We start from the raw sequence: 22,923 nt of genomic DNA on the forward strand, positions 1-22,923 counted from the left end.
AAACGGGGGGGGATCTCCCCCGTTTTTTCAATTTTTCATCCTAATAAGCATTTCGACAAATTCCTTTCTCCCGCTGACGTTGATAGGTCTGGGTGGGTTATAGGAAACGAGTGATCCTTTACCGTCTATCATCAATAATTGCGGAAAAGAAAAGAAACCGTAGTATGAGGCGATATTGGGCTTAGGATCAATGATTCTCAAATTTATGCCACCCTCCGAGGTATATTTACCACTTGCTATCCCCTGAAGCCATTTGTCTCTTTTCGCATCAACATTCACACTTATAAATAGAACAGAGGAATCATTTAAATTCTTCTCGATCTTCTCGAGCTCTTTATGTAGCAAAGCACAGCCCGTACATCCGTTAAACCAAAAGTCCAAAACTACCTTTTTACCTTTGAAAGACTCAGGTGTATAAATATTTCCGTCAACATCCTCCAAACGAAAGGGATAAACATCACTGTTTGTGTACCGTTTCTCTTTGACATCAAGTAGATACGATTTAATCCGGCTATCACGAACGAAGTCCAATGCCTTCTCAATAGCCTGTTCTCCTCCTTTCGCGGCCGTCGCAAAACGACTAAACAGAAATGCAATGATTTTATCTCCATTTTCTTGTTCCAAGTTCATTTTCGCCAAATCGTCAATTATGATGTTCAAATCTACAGTCGGCGCAGAACTTGGATTCTTCACATATTCCTGTATAAGATAACCAGCGGTTAATAGGTCGATAATATAATTGGTATAGGCATAAGATTCACCACTACTTCCCGTTCGCTCTTTCATGGTATTCTGATATTCCTGAAACACATATTTTTTTAAAATCCCTTGATATGGTGCCCCAGTTTCGACGCCTCCCTGGAGTGTCGTTATACGTTTACTTTCTGTAGTATAAATACATTCTTCTTTGATATAGGCATATGCACGGTCACTCACTTTATCTCGATTTTTCTCTAACAGTTCGAGTTTGCGCTCCACTATCGCATTATAAAGATCATTACGCACAGCGTAGTACCTGTGAATATTTTCTTGTTTTATATAGTAGCCCAACCAATTAGCCGTCATACTCTTAGCAACACTTGATAGTCGTTCTCTAATTCTATTCTTCTCGTTATCAACCCCTTCTAAGAATATTTTATCTCCTACGCGAAACGATAGACTATCTCCAGGTTCTACTAGATAAACGCGTGTCGGGAAGAGACCAACTAAGGACTCGCCATTGTCAAAGACTTCAATCTTGACGAGCGATATATCGCTTCTCAATGGAATTCCTATTGTGACATCTTGTTTATCGACAGATCTCCTGTACTTTTCATCATATAAATCAACGGCCTTGACGTGGTAATAAGAAAAGACAGAGACCTCTAATGTTAAATCGCTTTTAGACAGGAATTCTTCTTCGAACGAAATAATCACAGTTGCAGCACTGTTATTATTTAGTGCTGCATAGTTACTGTTGATAAATAAAGCCGTTAAAAACAGTAAAACTATTTTATATTTCTTTTTCATGATGTTAAAATTTTATCAATAAAGATGTATCAACTCATTTTCGGGTATAGGAAAGACGACGCGGTCGTCGTCTGAAGAAATTTCGTACAGTTTGTCGCCAAGCTTTCGGGTTATAGTGGTCGTGATACCCAACTTGTCTAATCTTTTCAGATCCGTCCACCGAGTGGAGCGCCAGATCAATTCTTTGCGACGTTCCAAAAGCACCCTTTCGATCAGACTGACCTGTTCTAAATGCTCAATCCCGAAATCGTAACCTGGAGGAAATCTCTTTTGCAGTAATTGCAACAATGCATTTTTGGCTTCCCCCACCTCTCCAATTCGTGCCAGACTTTCTGCTTTGATCAAGTAGATCTCGTCCGTAGCGAGCCCTGTAAACGGATAAAGATTTACAGCTACACTCCCGAACATCATTTTTCTATAAAATCTCCCTTGTTCATTCTTATTAAAGAAAATCTGTAGCCGTAAATCTTCTCGATCATACATCTCCATGAGCGTCGTATCCATCCCGATATAATTTCCGGTAAGCATACCTACCCCCGAAGTTGTCGTATAATCCAGAACCTGAGTGGTATAATAAATCACGTCGTCATTGTTTTGGTGAAAAGGCTGGTCGGTATCAACATCCAACTCGTTAAAATCCGTAATTGTTGGATAAAGAGTAATGCATTGATCGGCATAAAACCCCGCTTTCTGGAATTCTCCCATGACAAGATAAACTTTGGCAAGCATCCCGTAGGCAGCCGCCTTACTCTGCCTTGTACGTATATGGAGTGGTTTATCCGACGTGAGCAATTTAACTGCACCTTCCAGATCGGCGATGATCCTGTTGTAACATGCTTCGACAGTAGCGATTTTCTCCACCTGATTTACATCGGCGGATAGGCGGATGGGTACACCAGGTATTGCAGCAGCAGTCTTCGCATCATAACATGGAGCGAATGTGTTGACCAAGTCAAATAGCGCATAGGCTCGTACAAACAATGCCCGACCTCGGATATCGTCTATTTTTTCTTGGTCGTCCCCTCGTATTCTATCCAGTTCTTCCAATACACTGTTCGCATAAAATATGGCCGTATATAAATTATCCCAATCCTTGATATTGGTTTCGCCTTCGTACAAGTTTGCTTTCCAGAGGTAAGCATTCCGCTGTGTGGAACTGAACAGACCTTGCCATATTTCCGGCGTAGCGATGTAGTACTCATCCGACGCCAACCGTTGTAGTCCTCCAGTTATATTTATTACCAAGGTATTGTCAAGCATCTGCTCCAGATCCTCCAAGGTCTGTGGTCGAATAATATTGGAACTGGGCTTAACCGATAAAAATTCTTGTTCGCAGGATGCGAGCAAGAATAGAGACAGTGCTGCTGTAAATATTCTGTTCATAATCTTAAAGTGTTAATTGAATACCTAATGAATACGTTGTCCTGATCGGGTTGCCGTTGGTGAACAAGGGGTCTATCGATCTTCGGTTCTGCGTCCAGAGTACACCTATATCCGTGGCACTGAAAATAATCCTGGCCCGGGACAGTGAAAGCCTTTCCGCCATATCTATGGCGTTATAGGAAAACTGTAGGTCCTGCAGACGCACATGTCCCGCTGGCTCGATCAATAAGTCAGCGTATTTGTAGAAATCGCTCCGATTTATATTATTGGGATACACCAGCGCCGGCACGGTGGTATGCTGTTCGTCACCCGGAGCTTGCCATCGCGCTTGGTAATCCCATATGGTATAACTACCGTTGTATATCGCAGCGTTGTCCAGTGAGTTTCGCCTAAAGTAGTGACCTCCGTACCATCGAATTGAAAATGAAAGCTCAAAACCCGCATAACCAAAGCGGTTCCATAACGTCCCATGCACTGTGGGCGCAGACGAACCCATATAGGACATTTCGGAAAGGTCCTGGCTGTTCTTGATTGCACGATAATCGACTGTTTCTTCGCCCGCCATATAACCGATAGGATTGCCGGTTTCATTCAGACCTTTCATAGGAAAAGCAAACAACGAAAACTGTGGGTAATCGATCTGCGGGTAATCGTAGTTATTCGACATAATAGTGAAATTTGTGGCCGGAACGACGTGGTAATCCAGCACGCGGTTTGTCACATGGCTCAAAAAGAGTTGGTTTGACCAGTTAAACGAACCTTGAATATTCTGCGTCGTGATAGCTATATCCATTCCTTTTGACAGCACGGCTGCGGTGTTCCCGGTAAAACCCGTAATTCCAGTCTGCGTGGGCGTTGGTCGGTTCGCAATAAGATCCTGACCCCGCTTCTGCCAGTACTCAACGGTACCGGAAATTCGCTGGGACCGCGTTGCTAGGTCGATCCCCACATTAATATTCTGTACCCTCTCCCAACGCAGTGCGGGATTGGGTGGATTTACAATTTCATAATAGGGTTGCCCATACATAGAAACAAACGCTCCCTGTCGGGCCGTTAAATATCCCGACACCGATCTGTTTAAATTACCGTTGTAACCATAGGAGACACGAAGCTGTAACCGAGAAAAAATATCCTCTGGAAAAAAGGCCTCTTTATGCACATCCCAAAGGCCACCTACTGACCACAAGGGTACGAATTTCTGGTTTGTCTGCACACCAAAGAGGTTAGATCCGTCGCGACGAAGGCTACCACTCAGCCGATAACGATCCCTGAAGGCATACATCAGGTTGGAATAATAAGACACAAAACGATCCGTTATGGAGGACTGATCAGTTAGTGTAGATATCCTTGAGCTTTGACCGCTGTGCCACATACGAAAAGGCTCTACATAATTCACCAGGTGATTTTGGTTAGTCTGGTTTTCCTCGTTATACCCGTATAACCCGTAAGAAGCGTTGAGCCCCGTATTTTCCCTAACTTCCATACCCAGGAGGATATTCAGCTGATGTTCTTCTCGGAAACGGCTGTCATACTCCGCTTGCAGACGGCCGGTCTGATTACGCTGTTTTTCCGTCCTGACATGTTTAATTGCCCCCATGGGTATCCCGTACTCGATATCGCCATCGGAATTCAGATAGGAAAAACTGTTGATCTGGTGACGAGTATAATAGGACTGCGGTCCATAATAGGTCGGCGAATCGCTGTACGACTCCTCATAAAGATAAAATGCCGAAGCTTTTAGACCTTTCGCAAGTTTTGCTTCCAGCTGCAAGCTATTCCTCAGATTCGTGACGCGATGATTGCTATAGAAATCGCTGCTGGTCAGATCATCCATCGGTCGCATATGCCAGTCCAGTAAGCGATTATCAGTAAGACGGTCAATATAGGAAAGCCTCAGTGAGGAAACCTCTGGCAGATGATTACCCGTTGTTGCATCAATATATTGGCTATACGGATATCTTGGAGCGGAGGGTACGGCGTATGCCTCCTGCCTGTCGATCTTATTACTATAGAGTATCCGATGGGCGAGCGTAATACGGTCGTCCAAAAACCTGAACGTATTGGCCGCCTGCATTGTCCACCGTTCAAAACTATTACCAACGGTCTGCGGACGATTCTTATCGAGTCCGGCCGAGATAAAATAGTCGTGACTGGCGGTAGCTCCCCTAGCAGAAGCGCTGTACTGCTGGTTGAAAAGTGGTTGATTGAAATACGTATTGTACTGTTCTCTGGCATCCCGCTTCGCCATACCGTCGATAATCTTATTTCCCTCCTCCTCGCTTAATTCCTCCGATCTGATGCGTGCCAACAACTCGACAACGGGAGACACAGGTTGCCAGCCGGTATTAAGTGTTGCATTGTACCGACCACGTTCGAAAAGAAACCGCTCTATTTCTACAAACTCTGCCGAGCTGAGGAGGGGCTGTTCGAATACGTTCCGTTTTCCAGCCAACGACAGGTTGGTATTGAATTCAATGACCGGTTTTCGGCCCATCTTACCGGACTTGGTTGTAATAACGATCACGCCATTGCTCGCCCGGACGCCCCAAATGGAGGCAGCGGCCGCGTCCTTAAGTATCGTCATGTTTTCAATGTCATTCGGATTGATAGATTCGAGGTCTCCCTCATACGGAAAGTTGTCCAGCACAATTAGCGGTTCGCTATTGGAGTACAGTGTGGATCTTCCGCGAATTTCGACATCGCCCTGACCCCGTTGTTTCCGTTTCAAATTCGTCAAAATACCAGGCACCATACCATCTAAGCGCTCGACGATATTCGTGGATACGCGCCTGTTCATCATTTCATTATCAATCTGTACAAAACTCCCTGTAGCCCTTTCCTTCGGAATCTGTTGATACCCCGTACTCACCACTTCCACTTCCTCAATCTGGTTTTCAAGCGGCTCTAGCCGTATAGTTAGATATTGCGTTTTGGTATCGATGTTAATCGACTGCGGTTTGAACCCAATATGCTTTGCTTCTAATATTCCTGCATTTGTTGTTAAGCTTATACGGAACTTTCCCTCCTCATCTGTTATGGTTGTAATTTCGTCTATTCGGATAGAAACGTCTTGAATGGGTTTGTCATCGGTAGCAGACCGCACCTCACCGAGAAAAACTGATTGGTGCCTATCGGTCCCGTCACCGTTGTCGAACATAACGGGACGGGACGCCAAGGCTGTTGATAGATTAAACAACATGAAACAAATCAATGCCCAAACAGGTGGCATTGATCTGCTCGTCCTTGCTGTCAACGAAAAAATGCGTTTGGATAAACGATATTTATTGAGAAAGCATAAATATAGCGAAAAATAACTAACTAGTAAATTGTTTTGCCGTTTACACCCAAAAAACAACCTGTTTCTTCGGGTGCTGTTCGGATATACTTCGGACGCGCTTCGAGTCCGCTTCGGGACTGGTTCGGGACAACTTCGGTATTCCTTCGCTTGAAATTCGGGTGTTCTTCGGGTTGCACCCGAACAGCAGTCGAACACTTCCCGAACAGCACCCGAACCAGTGTCGAACAAATCTTGAGGATATTCCGAAGAAACGTCAACCACCTCTCGAACGGATGTCGAAGGCAAGGCAACGCCGCCCTCTCTTACTTGATTGGTTAATATTTTTGTTATTCTAGGTGGTTTTTCTTTTCGGGAACTAGTTCTTCCTTCGCGTTGGCTAAAGGCCAGTCCTCTCCCACCCTTGTTAAAATTGTTCATTTTTTCATGGTTGTTAGGGTGTGGCCTAAGCAGCTGCCGAAAAGTGTTTCTTTCCTATTTCTCCTTTGTGCCTAAGCTGAACTTAGGCCACACAATTAGTAAAATTGTTTGATAAAGGAATGCGGAATATACGTACTGGAAATTTAGTTAAAATCGGTTATCCGTTTCCGCATTCTTTATAAAGCCAAAAATGGCTATAAACGCCAAACTAGTCGGCGGCGATATGATGTCTTTACAAAATTGTCTATTCATTATTATTGTTATTCTATACATATGTCTCTCCGCTTCAATCCTATTTCAAAAACAATAGGTCGATAAAAACCACGGATTTCCCCGATTGGCCAATTGGTAGCGTCGGCAATTTTTTCGAATTGCTTCTCGGCGTTGATTAACCACTCTTCTACTTTTTGATGATATTTTTCATCAATGGCGCCCAATAGCATATCCCTAAATTCTTCCCTTTCCATCATTGTCTTTTATTTATTAATTCCCTACATAGCTAAGTTGAGCTTCGCAATAGGAATAAATTTACTTTGCTAGAATAAAATGCGAACGAAACGGGGTTGGATACTATGTTATATTACGGTTTTACACTGTCGCACTGTTAGGAAAGCCTAAATCACCTAGCTAGCTTAACTAACTTGCAGGCTTGATGATGTTTTTTAATAATTGCTTTTTTATCATAACTCGTCGTTTATGTAACGAGTCTTGCTTAGTTTTACAGCCCGAAAAAGTAAGGGCTGCATCCCGTAACTCCAAAAGATTCTCAGGCCTAAAGTTGCGACGGGTAAACAGCAGCCCCACACTTCAATGAAGTAAATGCAAAGCTAGCACTTTTCATTGAAAGCGTGAGATATTTATACTGCTGCCTTGCCACTTGGCCTGAGAATGGAGTTGCAAGACCTCTAAATATCTATTTCTTCAATATTTGTTTTGTCTATATCATAAAGACAAATATAAAACATATTTTGAAGTAAACAAATTTGTTGACCAACTTTTTATGTTTTTGTCGAGCTTAACCGAATGGACAAAGTGCAGAAAACATTTCGAATCAAACTTGGACGTCGTATAGAGCAGCTGCGAGAAGACCGACATATCGAGCAAGGAGCATTAGCAGCTATGATAGGAAAAGATAAACAATTTATTAATAGATACGAACGTCAAGGAGCAAATCCAACCGCATTTATTCTGGTACAAATAGCAGAGGCTCTTAATGTGACGGCGAATGATTTGTTGGATTTCAGTAAGTTGAAAACTTCGAAGGATTAATGCGGCATTGACAAGAGAGGACTATCTAAGTAGGTAATTCCTGTCGATGGACTTCACTGTTACTCTGATTACCCGTTTGACGTATATGTCTCTAAACTTAACTAGATTGTCTAGGTTCTCGTCCTCTGGATGTGGAAGAATAGCGTGATATACATATTCATATCCTTTTAATCTATATCTTACTTTTACCATCAATAATTTTATGTCTTCAGTTTCGATAACTCCAATATCATCTGGGATATTTACTTTAAATTCATCGGTAAAAATAAATGGAAAATCCTCATCAAGATTTATTTTTTGAAGTTCACGAATAATTGCTCCATATGTGGCACTCTTTAATCCGTTTTTGTTAAACAACAATCGGTAACCAATTTTGCTAAATGCTATTAAATATGCAGACTTTAATAACGCACTTTTGTCAATTTGATGAGTATAGTTAATTGTCAAATTCATTTTCAATCCATCCCAACTCCGGAACACCCCTCGGTCTTCAAGTAATTTTACAGTCCGTTCAGACAATCCTATTTTTATTTTGGCACCTTCTTCATCAATCCTACCTACCAATTTACCGCTAACTTTACCCTCCAAAATATCAGGTACAGAGAACTTAGCTTCGATAGGCTCTACACCCTGCCTAAAGTTTTGATATTTGAAAAAATTTAAAATCTTTTTATCCTTCGTATAGCCATCAATGTTGTTATATTCTTTATCTGTCAAAACTAGTGGCTTACCTTTAAGACTATTTTGGGGAACATGTTCAATCGTCAGTTTCTCTATATCCTTCTTATGATATGCTCGAAGCGACAAAGGACATATATACATGTTTTCAAAATCGATGATATTTCCCTTCTCATCTAAATATCTAAATCGGAAGATCTCCATCGTTTGAATGAAATCATCTGAATATTTATTGAAAATTTTGTGTGCGATATCAGAATTTTTCATAGTCATTCTCTACGTGGTTATAAAAAGTACGGATACCAACAAGATGATTTTGCCAGTTTAGTTATCTCGTGGATAACTTTAATGATTTCTTGTCGGTTAATCTTGTTTCTGTTGGGTAAGTACGATAATAGGTCCATAGAATAAAGATAAGGAAATTTAGGAGCCAAGACAAGATCCAATTAAGGTAACTGTTGATATCCCTCGACACCTTGTATAGCTTTACCTAGAACATCCATAAAATCGCGATTTTCCAAAGAAACATAATCCAAGTGTACACTTTCAAAAACTTCATTAACATATACCTCTGTTATAATAAATAGTTAAGGTGTCGTTGGCAAACTTGTATACAAAAGGAGATAAACCATCAACTCCTCCGATTATATCTTTTCTTTCTCTCAGTCGAGTTGGGTCTTTGGTTATTACGGTGTACTGCTTATCCCCGGTCATCCCCCAGTTAAGGGTATTGATGTAAAGTTTCTCGTCCTTGCTCGAAATCAATTCTCTACTGATGAATGTATCTTTTGGATCAACACAACTTGATGAATAAATTAAGATCGATATTATAAAACAAAATGTGTATAGATAGTTCCACTTCATACTTGTTAACTTATGAAATTTTCAGTATAGACGAGAAGGTCGATTGATAGACTTAAAGGTAAAAATCGGCTATGCATCGACGAGATAGCACCAGGAGGAACAAGGAACTTATCACCTATTGCTGTAAATATAAGGAGAGCTATGACTAAAGTACTCCATAAATAATATACAACGCCTCCAAGTTTATAAGTTAAGATTAAAGTTTGAATTGAACCGATACCCAAACTTATTAGCATTAACCAATTCCAAACCTCCAAAATAGTCGATCCTGTGTGAATATCATCAACAATCGAATAAATCATTTCTGTTCTAAACGAAATCGTGATTAAGAAGGAAATGATACCAAAAGCTAGGTTGATCTTATAGAATCGCATTGATTTACTGTTCATATCGTTTTTCCGGCTAATGGTTTGATAAGTGGGTAATTGGATTGCAAAGTAACATTGAATTTTTAAATCACTATAAAGCTGAGGTTCAGTATCCAAGAGTATAAAGTTTCCTATAAAAACACTAGAACAAATAAAAAAGTCCAGTATGTGTACTTTATCAAATCGTGTTATCGAAAATATCTAAAGCGGTCGCTTTGAATTGACCTTTACGAACTAGATTTTCAATAATGGGAAAAAAATTCCGTAATCCCGTTATTTGGATACAAGCTGGTACAACTCCCGTATTTAAATAAAATAGAAAATCGCCTACATGTTTTCTGTAATAAGTTAGTCCATTGTCGTCTTCATTTCGTTTTAGCTTAAGATAACGTGCATCCAGGTATTGAACTTCTTTTGAAATCTGCGTTATTAGCGTGATATAATCCGCATCGCTATACTTCGAAATGAAATCGCTTAAATTGTAATTGATAATTTCTGTCTTTTATGCTACCCGCAAACGAAGATAATAATTTTAGAAATGTTTGCTGGATATAATGTTGATGTTGACCCCTCCGCTGGACATATTGACCCCTCTAACGAGCATATTGTTTCGCCAAACAGACATATGGCATATCCACTATGCTGAATTATACTATTTTAGTATATTTAGTATACTTTTATACACAATTCGGATACAGACGATATTTGGCGAAACGAATTGCGGTAAAAAAGTAGTCACCAATAATTGTAAAATGACACTAACAAAGATGATTACAGACAGACCATTCATATTTTACACACTTCCAAAAAGTAGGACGACCCAACAACTTAATGGCGGACGGAAAATTGAAAAAGCGTGGAACAACGTTTGTAACTTTTTGACAAATTGCACGACAACAAAGCCAAACCAACCAACAAGAATTTCATTGACTGCTTATACAGCATTTCAAGGCGACCCAAATCCTGAAATTGCAGTCAAAATCATTCAAGAAACAAAACTACTTTTTGACAGTGGACAAACAGAACCTGTTTCATACGCTTATCCAAGTGGTATTCCCGACAAGCAGACAAAAACTGAATGGGACATTGAAACAAATGATTTACAAAAAGGAATTGACTATTTAGTAAAAGGACAACCTTGGCCTAAATTCACTTTTGGACCTATTGAACTGTTTATTACTTTTTATTTTAACCTCATAGACCCGATAACTAAAACAGAATTTCCTAATCAAAACAACAAATCAAGTTTAATGATTTGGCTATCGAGAAATTGTGTTTGCAGTCCTGACTTATATTTTCCATTCGAGCAAGCAGACGAAAACTTCAAACAGACAATTAAAAATTTAGAACCATTTTTGCCATTTAAATTTGAAGAAAAGTATTTACGACTTGGACGACCAAACAAAGCAAAGACACAATACACTTTTACTAAAATTATAATGGACTAACAATGATGGACGAGAGAAGAACAACTACTGGTAACACGGGTTTTGCGTCAGGCGGGGTGACGTGCCAACTTGGAGCTTTGTGCTTCTATTCAATTTCAGTGCAGGTCGACAGTTTTGTGCTCCGAAACCCGCCCGAACGCAAAGCCCGAAAACGTTATGTGTAATTTTAGCAAACACAATGAAACTAACAGACTTTCTAATATCTCGACAATACGGTTTATCAAGAAATATTTCGATAGACAATGAAATGATACGTTTCCATGACATTGAGATGACCATGAAAATCAAAGACTGGAATATTGTGGAAATTCAAAAATTTCATGACTTCATTTCAAAATATAGTTTTCCAAAGAAGGAAGAACTCAAAAAGGATAACCAAAAAGGAATAAGAAGCAATATTCCACCACCACAAATACTGATTCAAAAGAAAACCGAACGGCTATCCGAGAACAGTCCAGTAATTGCAATGTATCTATATGAAAAAACTCATTTGACAGGTGACTCTTTACTACACATAAGGAGTATAAACAAATTTGAACAAATGTGGTTGCCGTACTTCATTAATTTTGGCCCAGAAAGACGAGATAATCCAAGAGTTCATAAAAGACAACTCTTTGAATATTGCCAATCGACCGATATTAATTTTGGCTATTCGCTTTCAGACAGTCAGATTGAGAATGACGCCAGAATTAGAATCTTGTCCTTTGCATTCAATTCTTACGTTCTTCTAATGTACGTATTTGACAAAGACAATTTGCCCCAAGAGGAATTGTTGACATTTATAGACAACATAAAAACCAGCACCTAACACGGGTTTTGCGTCAGGCGGGCTGACGTGCAAACTTGAAGCTTTGTGCTTCTAATGAACTTTAGTAATAATTTGAACCTTTGTGCTCCGAAACCTGCCCGAACGCAAAGCCCGAGAACGTTAGGCTTTATTTAATATATTAACAAAACAAACAAAAATCATATTGGATGGCAATACCAGCGTACTTGTACCACTATTATGAACTAGAAAATGGCCCTTTTCGAAATATTACCGAACAGGGAATTGAGAAAGCTTTGGCTATTCAAAGCAGAATTTCTAATGGGTTTAATAGCAAAAAACCCCCAAACTACATCGAACTAAGGTTTGGTCTGGAAGCGAGACTAAAAGAACAGTTTATTTCCAAAGGAGGAAACCTCAATAGAGACGACGCATTCTACTTTATATTGGGAGAATGTGAATGGGCAAAATCTCGAAGGTTGGTCTTCTAAAGTAATTCCTAGACTTGCCAATGATTTAAAAAATGAATTTTCTGACTTGAGGGGTTATTCTGAACGGAATTTAGGATATATGCTAAGGTTCGCCAACGAAATATCAGGATAAAACAATTTTGCAACAGCTTGTTGCAAAATTGCCTTGGGGGCACAATATCCTATTAATGGAGAAGGTGAAAGATATGGACACTCGATTATGGTACGCACAACAATGCGTCGAAAATCAATGGGGTCGTGAGGCCTTAAACTCACAACTGAAGAAGAATCTCTTTGAACGTCAGGGTAAAGCAACTAGTAACTTCAGAAGCACATTACTACAAGATATCTCAACTCTCGCGCAACAGACCCTGAAAGACCCATACGTTTTTGATTTTTTGACGCTAGACACCGATTATAGGGAACGGGACATCGAAAACCAATTAATAAAGCACGTAAGCAAGTTTCTACTAGAACTCGGAAAAAGTTTTGCGTTCATAGGACAACAATATCATTTAAAGGTATCTCAAAGCGACTACTATATTGATTTATTGTTCTATCACACAAGACTGAAATGCTATGTGGTCATCGAATTAAAAAACGGTAAGTTTATTCCAGAACATACTGGTAAACTTAACTTTTATTTATCGGCAGTAGACAGCTTGGTCAAAGCATCCGACGATAACTCTACCATCGGATTATTGCTCTGCAAGGAAAAAGATACTATTGAAGCCGAGTTTGCACTGCGGGACATCCTGAAACCGATTGGCGTGAGCGAGTACGTAATAGCCGAAAATTTGCCAGAAAATTTGAAAAGTAGTCTTCCGACCATGGAAGAAATCGAGCGGCAGCTAAAGATCGAGACAAAGGAATGAGAGGTAGTGGGATAACCTAGAGTAACGAACCAAAAGATAATGACCAAATCGAATATCGCTATTTTTTTAGAGGAACAGTAATAACTATTTACATATAAATCGGCTTAAGTTATGAAGAATGAAGAACACTAAAAACCACACAAAGCCAACTAAAGATGGGAATTTTATGTAATTTTATTACGTATATAAACGAGTTAGTGGCAACCTTAAAGAATGACAACGTAAAAAGATATGACTGACATTTCAATAAAAAAAGTAACGCTAAACTACATTGACCAACTACAAAAAATTGGCAGACAGACTTTTCATGAAACATTTTCAACAGGAAATACGGAAGATAATATGACAAAATATTTATACGAAGGATTTTCCATTGAAAAACTGACAAGTGAACTTAGCGATAACAATGCAGAATTTTATTTTGCCACATATGACAATAAAGTTATCGGTTATTTAAAAATTAACTTCGGACAATCACAGACAGAGTTAAAAGACGACAAAGCCGTTGAAATTGAAAGAATTTACGTGCTGAAAGAATATCACGGGAAAAAAGTTGGACAAATACTTTACGACAAAGCAATCAATATCGCAAGACAAAAAAATGCTGACTATGTATGGTTAGGTGTGTGGAATGAAAATCCGAGAGCAATTAACTTTTACAAGAAAAACGGCTTTGTAGAATTTGACAAGCACATTTTTAAATTAGGCAATGACGAGCAGATTGATATAATGATGAAACTAAAACTAAACGACTGATGCATACGGCAAGAATGGCAGCCAATAATAGGGATTTTACGTCAGGTGGGAGGAGGTGTGACAAAAACCTAACTTCATTAAATTAAATGACAAAAAAGCCAGCACCTAACAAGGAATTGCAAAAAAACTAGGATAAACGACTTCTATTGTACGTTTGTGCTAATAATCCCAGCTTAGACATTACCCAAGCTGTTAGTAAATATTATAAACAAATTTATATGAAATTAAAAGAATTACAACTTCTTTCAGAAGCATTATGGGAAAGCGTAAAAAGTGATTTGAAATTTTTCGCTCCAATTCAAGTATTTATTAAAAGACTCTCTGAAGTTGACTACTCTGATCCAACAAGTCTTTCTGATATAAAACTGTATTCAGATAAAATTGAAGAATTCTTCAAACAATACAGATCCACAAGTAGCAGTGGATTTTATTTTCCTCCGGCTCAAGCTTCGACTAACGATACAACCGTGAAATCAATTTACAATATTGTCCAACAGCTGGACACTCTATCAGAAGAAGAACTGGTAACAGAGTTTGAATCTATAAAACCTAAAACTCAAACAAAATCAGTTGGTTTGCGTAAGATATTTTTGGGACATGGAAGAAGCAAGCTTTGGGCAAGACTTCAAATTTTCATAAAAGATGATTTGAATCTTGAAACATTAACTTTTGAAGATGAATCAAGAACGAGTGAAAGTATTGTTAACATACTTGGCGAATTTTTAGATAATTCGTCGTTGGCGATTTTGGTAATGACCGCCGAAGATGAAACTTCAGAGGGAAAAACAAGGGCTAGACAAAATGTGATACATGAAGCGGGCCTATTTCAAGGACGATTAGGATTTGATAAAGTTATTATTTTAAAGCAGGAAGGAGTGGAAGAATTTACAAATATTGCGGGCTTACAATACATCCCTTTTTCAGGAGAAAATATTGAACAATGCTTTTACGAATTACAACGAAAATTTAAAAAGCTAGGTTTGATAAAATAACATCTGCTCCCCCCTACCTTTAGTAACCATTTCGTTGACCACTAAGGATTTCATTAATGAAAGGTAGTCTGAGACAATGTTTTTTAAGTGATTTTGTGGAAGGAGTTGGACACCAAAAGAGATTTATGTAGATATGGAGTTATATATCATTTCATACATTGGCACTAAGGATGATCATTGAAGTTGAAATAATAAACCAACCTTATTCCGGAGAATATAATGAAAGAATTTACGATAATGAAAGCTTATGGAATTCTCAAGGTTGGACTTTTGTAAAGTTCACCAATGAAGACTATTCAGAATGGTGTGGGCAATTCCGTGGTTTTCCAAGAAAAGCTGCAATATCGACTGCCAATAATATTATTTTGGTTTTGACTTCCGATTACTTATATCAGCTTGATGCAGAAACAGGAAATCTGACAGAACTGGAAGATCAACCTCCATACCACAGCTTAACAATCTCTCCGAACGGAGATCGTATTATTGCTGATTATTATAACATCGAAAAAATTACAACAAGCATAAAGCAGAAAGTGCCAATCGAAAGTCCAATTCAAATGGATATGATTGAATTTAACGAATGGAGTGTAAATCTATTGGAGTTTACTTGTGATGAATTTTTGAGTTGGGATAGGCATTTGGTGATGTTTTATAATTGCGATAGTAACTCAATAGATATAAAAGAGGACCTACGATAGATTTATGAACACAAAAGTGATGAACAACCGACAATACAATCAAATCAGCCGTCTCGTGAAAATAATTAATTCTTGGAACTTAATCCCTGGAGCGTCAACCAATGAATTTGACACAATGGCCAATAAGATATTAAGCCATCTACACAAGGGAGCGGATCTCCAAAAAATTCAAAACATCATCGCAAGTGATTTAGTAGCTATTTATGGTTTTTATAATTACGAAATTGATGCTATAGCTTTTGCGCAAGAAATCGTTGAATGGTGGGTATTGGAGCAAAGTGTTTAAAAGCAATATGATAAACCCTAACCTCATTATAATAAAGTATACGTCTATAAAAAGAAATAACTGATATTACCTTTTTGATTAGTATTTTGTATTTTAGAAAAAGAAATTATTGAATAAATACATATTAGGCTTAGATTATGAAAAATATATCTCTACGGCATGAGTTGAAGAAACACCCGGATGTTAAGGTGGAACTTCTTCCGACTAAAGGGAAAACGCATTGACATGAGAGAAAGTAACTGCCATAATATCCACTTAGCATCATATTAAAATTATGACTTAAGAAAAAGCTGCGCCTCCTTATTCGACTACGTGCTTCGTCATGAGGAGAACAGATTATTCGAAGATAATATCGATGCGTACAAAAAGAAACTCAGAGAGATTCTTATTCCAAGCCATTTTAAAACTAAGAATATTTAAAAACAAACGACTACGTAGAAAATTAAGAATAATCAAACAACATGGACATCCCTTGGTATATAAAACATCCTTCTAAATCACCTGGAGAAATTATACTAATATCAAAACATACGATAAAGGTAAAAGATGTTTCATGGTACCTAGATAACGAAATCCACTTGGCTATATACGAGAAAACCTTAGAAAGCCCTATATTGAGGAACAAGAAATATGATGTGGAACCTCGTGATCTCTTCAATAAACTGTACTTTATACTACATAAAATAATGTCATATGTGGACAACCGAATATTTGTTAGAGATTATCTTACAGCCTTTATCCTAACCGATTTTATCCATACAGATGTAAAAGAAAAAATATTCTTTCTCAAATGTCTAAAAAAGATTATTCATTATTTTGAAGTCGAGCTTTGCATACCAGAGTCGGTTATACATTGTATCAACATAATAATTAAAGACTTAAAAATAGTTACCAGCTGTATGGAAAGCTCCTCGAATAAAGAAAACACATCTGAAGACTCCACAACACATTTTTCAGAAGATAATCTTAGCGATAGGTTAACCAAAAATTTTAAAGATTCACAACCTAGTACCGCTTCTCTTTTTGCAGACAGTGTAGAAAAAATAAATAAAACAGCGATAATCAGAAAAGCTATTGAAACACACCTTGATTCTTTATCCGCAGACGAAGGATGGCAATCGATCTTTCGAAACAAACAAGATAAAGATACTATAGTTGATCTTCTTGTTTCATTTTTTTCAGGCGAAAGGAATATCGAAGTTCCGCGAGAAAAAATCAATTTAAAATTAAAAACAAAAACAAAGATAGCTATGTGCATCAAGTCGATGTATACCGAACTAGGAGAAGGGGATCTAAAAAAGAAAGTTGAACTTTTTAAGATCATCAAATGTATGAACCATTTTGCAAAAGATAATAACACTTCCATATATAAGTTGATGCACAAATAAAAATACACGATCCCTAAAGTCCCCCCTAGAGCCACCAAAATCCCCCTCGATCATTGTACTGTTAATAAAAATAGTACATCATGAACACAGCAACATCAAACACATTAAACAACGGAAAATCAAAGAGAACGAAACCACAAGCTGGGGCAATACCAATCGTTTCAATATCTAAAAGAAATAAGAAACACCATTTGCAACAAAGTATAATCAATATAATTGAAAACGCAACCGGACAGAGTCTTTCAGTTACGAGAAATGAGATGAGCGAACGAGATTTATTCTTCTTAGGCTTACAGTATATTATCACAACAAAGAAGACATATTGTTTCGCTTTAGATATTCCAATAGAGGCTGGATGTAGGTATAAACGATTCTTCGAAAGATCAGGAAAATTGGTTCAGTCAATAGATAAAGTACGCTGTCCAGTCACAAAACATTGGGCTAGTCTCATAACAACTAATCCGCGAAATTTTGATTGTTTAAGAAAGTCTTATAATAGACAACTTACATTATTCTAGGGCAGTTGTTATACAAAGTGTATAAATATATAATACGAAGTTCAGCCTTGGAAAACTCAACGCCGATAGAGTTCCTGTTGGAATACCGAAAACCCTCCGAATTCCCCATATTCCACAGGATAGCAATAGCAATTCTAATTGGAATTATTTAGTTTTGGGTGTAGCTAGCTAGGGTAAGATTTCTCTTTATTTTTAGTTTTGTCGGAACATCCATAAACCACATATAAAGAAAAATCAATTATATTTGTGAGGAGCATGTCCAATTTTTAAGAAGTCAATAGTAAACCAGCGTTATGATTAAATACCTTTTGTTTTTCCTATTTATTATATTCAGTTCATGCGCAACGAATGTAGTAACCAAAATGTACGACGTCGTACTCATAGAAAATAGTGAGATATATTTTGGAAACGAAAATTATTTCAGTGCGAGTGAAACGATTGTCAAAGGAACTCCAGTCAAAATCCAAGCAAAAGTTTCGCGAAAAGGATATCAAAAAGTAAGATATGGTAATCGCTTAGGATATATACATTCGCCAAAGTATCGAGTCAAAGAATCAAGGAGAATTACAACCGATTCAATACCCAACTATTTTGTAACAGCGAGTACCGACACGTCTAATAGCATCAGGACGACCACAAATAAATACCGACCGTCATCAGGTACTGTACACGTGAAAGGATACTATCGCAAAGATGGCACTTATGTACGTCCACATACTAGAAGAGCACCTAGAAAAAGGTAGTCAATTAGGATTCAAGTCTCCTAGTCAAAGAGAAAAGGAAATAAATAAAAATACAGCTTGACAGAGTGAAAAAACAATTAAAATAGTCTTCAGTTTGCAAATTGATCACGCATATTTTCAAATCTAAACTGAGGTTCTAACGAAATGCAAATGATTCCAAATTGATTTGTGAACGTAATGTATTATATTTGAATAAGATCAACCAAAAGTTAACTACTCATGAACATAATTCCAAAAATTTTCAAAATTGATAGAGCACATCGGTTAATCAAAGAAATCACAGATACAGAGCAACTGATTAAAAAAATAATCAGAACCTCATATGGAAAGCTCGGCTGGAACCTTTCAGAATCTGATTTAGAATTTGCCAACTTTATAAAGAATAGTTTTACTTACTATTTATATCTTTATTCTATTGCAGATAAACAATCAAAATGGGCAGCATTTCTTCCCCCTGAACTTAAAAGCAACCCTGCTATTTTCAACCAAACCAAACTCACCCTTGTTTTATTTGTAGAAACTGAACATAATCTGTATGTCGTTATAGGCGGCAATGCTTATCCCATAGTAGTTAACTTTGTAGACCATTCGTTTGGACTAGACATCTACGACAGAATAATCGAAATTGAAAAAGATGAAGCATTCTCCACTAAATCACGCAGAATTATTGGGCAACAGGTTGGATTGAGCGAACAGTTCAGAGACAACTATAAAATGATCAACTATTTGCAGTTCGGAAAAATCCCTAAAGAATTGCACATTAAACTAGATGCCTCAACAAGTAATCAGTATTTTAGTTTTCTATTGAAAAAAGCCAATGAAAGGTTAAAAATTTCCGCTGGAAAAGCGCTTAGTATACATCGAGAAGTTGATTTTAACACACTCCATCTAATCATCAACGAACTTTGCACAATTAATCAACTCGCTCCTCAAGAGTTACTTAGTTCTTATACAGAAGTGAGAGACGTTGAGATCATAAATAAATTACAAATTGAGCTTAACAATAGGATATTCAACTACATTCCACTTCTACAACACACCGCAAATACCTCCGCACAACACTTCGAATTTGATTTTTGTAGCCCCAATAATATTGAAGCGTTCTATACCGCTGAAAGCTATCAACTGAAGGAGAAAGGAGAAGAAAAACATGAGACTTTTGCCACCCTTACCGACAAAGATGATATTTTCAAAACAGTAGTACTCAGAGCTTATGAAGTATGTGGAAACAATGAAAATGCCATCTTATTTTATTTACGTGGAGTAAGAGTACTGTGTTACAGAGGAACGAAAGTTGTAACATCGAGTAGCTTCCTATATCATTTAAATGCTGAGTTCCACTATAATCATACGCCCATATTCTTAATTGATACAAAATGGTATAGGTTAAAGGATTCTTTTGTAAAAAGCCTAGAGCATCAGACCGCAACTATTTTTAAGACTACGAAATTAGCTGCTGGGATTCTTGAGTATCCTTGGAGCTTGAAGCCACAAAGTAGCCACCTTATAGACGAAGGAGATTACAATATGCAATATAACGGAAAGCCAGGTTATCTTGTGCTTGATACGATCACACCAGAGGGGGTAGAATTGTGTGACATTGTTCACTACACCGATAACGAACTTTACCTGATACATGTTAAACACAGCTTTACAGCTAGAGTACGAGAATTAACCAACCAAATACTTATCAGCGCGAGACGAATATCCGAAGCAGTCGCCAGTAAAAACCAGGCATTTTTCGATAGCATCTATACCAGTATCATTAACAAAGGTAGAACAACGCACAACTTATCTAATACAGATTTTGCAAACCTCTTTTATAACAAAACCTTGGTATATGTTTTTGCTACAGCATCTCAATTCGCGGATGACCCACTCATATCCGACAAAATAGAAAAATACACATCAAACATTGCTAGATTCTCACTTACTACATGCTCAAGCGAAATAAGAACCAGATATGGGGATTTTAAGACTTGTCAAATTAGGCGAAAAACAGACACACTAACTCTTGAGATTATTGAAAATATAGATACACATAATGAGTCTATTTCTATTTTTTAATTTAATCGAGCCTAAGCGTTCGAGAGAAGTTGCAATTCAGCGATTTTTCATTCTAAAAAGGAGTAAGTTTGCAGAGAGTTAACTAGGATACTGGTAGTTGTAAGTAATATCAAAATTAAGTGAAAAAGAAAAGAATAAATCTTCGCGAAATAGTGACACTGAGCATTGGAGCGGCAATGTTTATCATTGGACTGAGTGCACTTATATATGTATGCAATGACACCATACCTAATAATCTAAAACTGCCTGCAGAAGTTTGGGGCACAATAAGCGATTGGATGATAATATTTGTTACCATCGTTACCGCGGTTTTATTACTTCTAACCCTAGAGAGTCAAAGAAAAGTTCAAGATGACCAAAGGTTAATGTTTCAATTGGAACAAAAAAAACATCGCAATTCCTTAAAACCATCTTTTGAATTTTCAGTCGAATATAATAATATGTGGGGAGACTTGGAAGATGGCGCCCCCTATTATGAGTATTTGTTGAATGTCAAGTCAGATCTACCAACAATATTTTCAATAGAAGTTATTGAAAGTTCAGATTTTAGGTTATCCGCTGTTTCCAATAAACGGTGGACGCATATACGACCTAGGACATCTGAGATAAGTCTACGTACCGAAACAGATTTATACACTGCAACACAGCTTTTATGCGGCATTATTCTTAGATACCAGGATAGAGAATATAATAATTATGAAATGAAGATTTTCCTTGAAATAAGTGAAAAGCAAAATAAGCCCCATGAGTTACAAGTTAAAGAGGAATTTATTAGTGACCGGTTTATCGACACCGCCACACACACTTAAACCACTCCACTATTTACAGAAAGTCCTCATTTCGAAGAGGTAGCGTATAGTCGTTGATAAGTTATTGTCACAGCACTTTCCACTGATGCCTTATCCTCGGTTTTGTAGGACGCGTGGTCAGAAGCTTTTTTACGGTACGCCAGTTTAGGCCGAGATGATCGGAAATCTTACGGATCGAACTGCCTTCCCGGTACATTTTGTGAACCTCATGATAGGTTATAAGTTTACTTAAATAATAGTTCATAAATAACTTTGTCTTTTTGCTGCGACAAAGCTTGTTTTTTCTTTTGGGCACCGCGTCCCAAAAGATGAACTATGTATTTATTAGAGCCAATTATGCTGCTATTCCTTATTGCCAAAAGTTGTGTATTCTGAGTTACCGATTACACGGGGATATAAATAGAGGTCTAGGCAGCTTTCTTCCTGTTGCGCAGCCAGTGGTTAAAAGTATTTTATTTATTTTTCTTCATGTACAAAATAGAGTAAGTTATAAAGGTTATAACTAAAGGTGCTGGTAAGCTATACGCCAAGTTGTTCACTAAACCTGTGATATTGTAAAATGCTAGTGAAAATAGAAGAGCAACGAACCAACTCGCTATAAAGGCCTTATAAAAACCATTAAAATAGCCCCTAATATTTTCTTTAAAATAGTTGAAAACTCCCAGATTGACGGCAATTAGTATTACCCATAAAACATACGTTAATAATTGTTTATCCATAATTGTATTGACTTTAGACAAATAAATTTAATAAGAAGGTTGTAAACTGGAAGGGGGTCTGTAAAGCTTCTTAGCATCAGAATAATAGCAGACAGCCCACCCTCATTGTGCCAGCGTAATTAAAAAAGCCACTCCAATGGGTGGCTTTATTTATCTTCGACAAATTCAGCTTCGTTGAGAACCTTTACAAATGGATGTAGTATCTTTTGAAAATCAATATCTCCGTTTTCTTTTAAATATTTTGTAGGATCCCCTTCGTACTGAAATTCAAAATCAATTTTAATGGTCATTTGTTTATTTGAACCTGCTCCTACTACATTTCCGTCAAAATTTGTGGATTTTCTTCTAAATTTAGCCATGATCAAATTTAATAAAAATACTCTTACCTAGTAGCCTCATAAAACTTCACCTATCTAACAGGATATGTACTTTTTCAAAAAAACGATCCAACTGGAATAACTTATCGATGAAGTGAAAAACTATCAATAACAAGATAATAGCAACAGTATACAGGAACATGGTAAATAAGTCCTGTTTTTCCCCTGTCGGATTTAATAATTTTACGATGCGTTTTCTCATTCCGGTATTACATTATTTTTTCA

General features: G+C 37.6%; 24 protein-coding genes and 1 pseudogene. 16 read left to right on the forward strand and 9 right to left on the reverse strand.

The features are described 5' to 3' along the window. Window positions 1-27: 27 nt before the first annotated feature. The 4 genes from H8B21_RS13415 to H8B21_RS13430 form a co-directional block, all read right to left on the reverse strand. Window positions 28-1,509 carry a TlpA family protein disulfide reductase gene (locus tag H8B21_RS13415; protein ID WP_190314284.1) on the reverse strand — a complete coding sequence of 494 codons (1,482 nt, stop codon included), beginning with the start codon at window positions 1,507-1,509 and terminating at the stop codon, window positions 28-30. A gap of 15 nt (window positions 1,510-1,524) precedes the next feature. Further along, the gene (locus H8B21_RS13420; RefSeq protein ID WP_190314285.1) at window positions 1,525-2,892 is read right to left on the reverse strand and encodes a RagB/SusD family nutrient uptake outer membrane protein; all 1,368 of its coding nucleotides are present in this window, start codon (window positions 2,890-2,892) and stop codon (window positions 1,525-1,527) included. 4 nt (window positions 2,893-2,896) lie between these two features. Next, on the reverse strand, window positions 2,897-6,607 hold the full coding sequence (locus H8B21_RS13425) for a SusC/RagA family TonB-linked outer membrane protein (RefSeq protein WP_190314286.1): 3,711 nt from the start codon (window positions 6,605-6,607) through the stop codon (window positions 2,897-2,899). 260 nt (window positions 6,608-6,867) lie between these two features. Then, entirely contained in the window at window positions 6,868-7,077 is a 210-nt protein-coding gene (locus H8B21_RS13430; RefSeq protein WP_190314287.1) for a hypothetical protein, read from the reverse strand. A 553-nt stretch (window positions 7,078-7,630) separates the two neighbouring features. On the opposite strand from H8B21_RS13430, the gene H8B21_RS13435 reads away from it, so the two are divergent. Continuing rightward, complete coding sequence (locus tag H8B21_RS13435; RefSeq protein ID WP_190314288.1) at window positions 7,631-7,876, forward strand: helix-turn-helix domain-containing protein; 246 nt, start codon at window positions 7,631-7,633, stop codon at window positions 7,874-7,876. Window positions 7,877-7,897: 21 nt separating this feature from the next. On the opposite strand, the gene H8B21_RS13440 is transcribed toward H8B21_RS13435, so the two are convergent. Further along, window positions 7,898-8,821 carry a hypothetical protein gene (locus tag H8B21_RS13440; RefSeq protein WP_190314289.1) on the reverse strand — a complete coding sequence of 308 codons (924 nt, stop codon included), beginning with the start codon at window positions 8,819-8,821 and terminating at the stop codon, window positions 7,898-7,900. Window positions 8,822-9,112: 291 nt separating this feature from the next. Next, window positions 9,113-9,418, reverse strand: a complete 306-nt coding sequence (locus H8B21_RS13445) for a hypothetical protein (RefSeq protein WP_190314290.1) — start codon at window positions 9,416-9,418, stop codon at window positions 9,113-9,115. Window positions 9,419-10,553: 1,135 nt separating this feature from the next. Between H8B21_RS13445 and H8B21_RS13450 the strand changes: the two genes are divergently transcribed. From H8B21_RS13450 to H8B21_RS13515, 15 genes and pseudogenes are all read left to right on the forward strand, one after another. Further along, window positions 10,554-11,234 carry a hypothetical protein gene (locus H8B21_RS13450; RefSeq protein WP_190314291.1) on the forward strand — a complete coding sequence of 227 codons (681 nt, stop codon included), beginning with the start codon at window positions 10,554-10,556 and terminating at the stop codon, window positions 11,232-11,234. A gap of 178 nt (window positions 11,235-11,412) precedes the next feature. Further along, entirely contained in the window at window positions 11,413-12,042 is a 630-nt protein-coding gene (locus tag H8B21_RS13455; RefSeq protein WP_190314292.1) for a hypothetical protein, read from the forward strand. A 167-nt stretch (window positions 12,043-12,209) separates the two neighbouring features. Beyond that, entirely contained in the window at window positions 12,210-12,491 is a 282-nt protein-coding gene (locus H8B21_RS13460) for a hypothetical protein (protein ID WP_190314293.1), read from the forward strand. Next, entirely contained in the window at window positions 12,457-12,603 is a 147-nt protein-coding gene (locus H8B21_RS20895) for a DUF1016 N-terminal domain-containing protein (RefSeq protein WP_190314294.1), read from the forward strand. Before H8B21_RS13460 ends, H8B21_RS20895 begins: the two co-directional genes overlap by 35 nt. After that, window positions 12,602-12,760 (forward strand): annotated as a pseudogene (locus H8B21_RS20755) (DUF1016 N-terminal domain-containing protein); the annotation flags it as partial. The gene H8B21_RS20895 and the pseudogene H8B21_RS20755, both read left to right, overlap by 2 nt. A gap of 57 nt (window positions 12,761-12,817) precedes the next feature. Beyond that, window positions 12,818-13,345 carry a PDDEXK nuclease domain-containing protein gene (locus H8B21_RS13470; RefSeq protein ID WP_380907434.1) on the forward strand — a complete coding sequence of 176 codons (528 nt, stop codon included), beginning with the start codon at window positions 12,818-12,820 and terminating at the stop codon, window positions 13,343-13,345. A 231-nt stretch (window positions 13,346-13,576) separates the two neighbouring features. Further along, window positions 13,577-14,101, forward strand: coding sequence for a GNAT family N-acetyltransferase (locus H8B21_RS13475; RefSeq protein ID WP_190314296.1), 525 nt, complete (start codon window positions 13,577-13,579; stop codon window positions 14,099-14,101). Between the two features lie 218 nt (window positions 14,102-14,319). Then, window positions 14,320-15,093: a TIR domain-containing protein gene (locus H8B21_RS13480; RefSeq protein WP_190314297.1), complete on the forward strand. Its 774-nt coding sequence runs from the start codon at window positions 14,320-14,322 to the stop codon at window positions 15,091-15,093. A 170-nt stretch (window positions 15,094-15,263) separates the two neighbouring features. Continuing rightward, window positions 15,264-15,791, forward strand: a complete 528-nt coding sequence (locus H8B21_RS13485) for a hypothetical protein (protein ID WP_190314298.1) — start codon at window positions 15,264-15,266, stop codon at window positions 15,789-15,791. A 4-nt stretch (window positions 15,792-15,795) separates the two neighbouring features. Further along, entirely contained in the window at window positions 15,796-16,077 is a 282-nt protein-coding gene (locus H8B21_RS13490; protein WP_190314299.1) for a hypothetical protein, read from the forward strand. Between the two features lie 461 nt (window positions 16,078-16,538). Beyond that, window positions 16,539-17,465: a hypothetical protein gene (locus H8B21_RS13495; RefSeq protein WP_190314300.1), complete on the forward strand. Its 927-nt coding sequence runs from the start codon at window positions 16,539-16,541 to the stop codon at window positions 17,463-17,465. 80 nt (window positions 17,466-17,545) lie between these two features. Further along, complete coding sequence (locus H8B21_RS13500; protein WP_190314301.1) at window positions 17,546-17,983, forward strand: hypothetical protein; 438 nt, start codon at window positions 17,546-17,548, stop codon at window positions 17,981-17,983. A 293-nt stretch (window positions 17,984-18,276) separates the two neighbouring features. Next, window positions 18,277-18,726 carry a hypothetical protein gene (locus tag H8B21_RS13505; protein ID WP_190314302.1) on the forward strand — a complete coding sequence of 150 codons (450 nt, stop codon included), beginning with the start codon at window positions 18,277-18,279 and terminating at the stop codon, window positions 18,724-18,726. Between the two features lie 219 nt (window positions 18,727-18,945). Then, window positions 18,946-20,793, forward strand: coding sequence for a DUF6119 family protein (locus tag H8B21_RS13510; RefSeq protein ID WP_190314303.1), 1,848 nt, complete (start codon window positions 18,946-18,948; stop codon window positions 20,791-20,793). A 119-nt stretch (window positions 20,794-20,912) separates the two neighbouring features. Further along, window positions 20,913-21,602, forward strand: a complete 690-nt coding sequence (locus H8B21_RS13515; protein WP_190314304.1) for a hypothetical protein — start codon at window positions 20,913-20,915, stop codon at window positions 21,600-21,602. 67 nt (window positions 21,603-21,669) lie between these two features. Here the strand turns inward: H8B21_RS13515 and H8B21_RS13520 are convergent, their stop codons facing one another. The 3 genes from H8B21_RS13520 to H8B21_RS13530 form a co-directional block, all read right to left on the reverse strand. After that, window positions 21,670-21,846: a hypothetical protein gene (locus H8B21_RS13520; protein ID WP_190314305.1), complete on the reverse strand. Its 177-nt coding sequence runs from the start codon at window positions 21,844-21,846 to the stop codon at window positions 21,670-21,672. 621 nt (window positions 21,847-22,467) lie between these two features. Beyond that, the gene (locus H8B21_RS13525; RefSeq protein ID WP_190314306.1) at window positions 22,468-22,680 is read right to left on the reverse strand and encodes a hypothetical protein; all 213 of its coding nucleotides are present in this window, start codon (window positions 22,678-22,680) and stop codon (window positions 22,468-22,470) included. A gap of 46 nt (window positions 22,681-22,726) precedes the next feature. Beyond that, the gene (locus H8B21_RS13530) at window positions 22,727-22,900 is read right to left on the reverse strand and encodes a hypothetical protein (RefSeq protein ID WP_190314307.1); all 174 of its coding nucleotides are present in this window, start codon (window positions 22,898-22,900) and stop codon (window positions 22,727-22,729) included. Window positions 22,901-22,923 lie beyond the last annotated feature (23 nt).

The sequence above is a fragment of the Sphingobacterium chuzhouense genome, assembly GCF_014692525.1.
Taxonomy (GTDB): Bacteria; Bacteroidota; Bacteroidia; order Sphingobacteriales; family Sphingobacteriaceae; genus Sphingobacterium; species Sphingobacterium chuzhouense.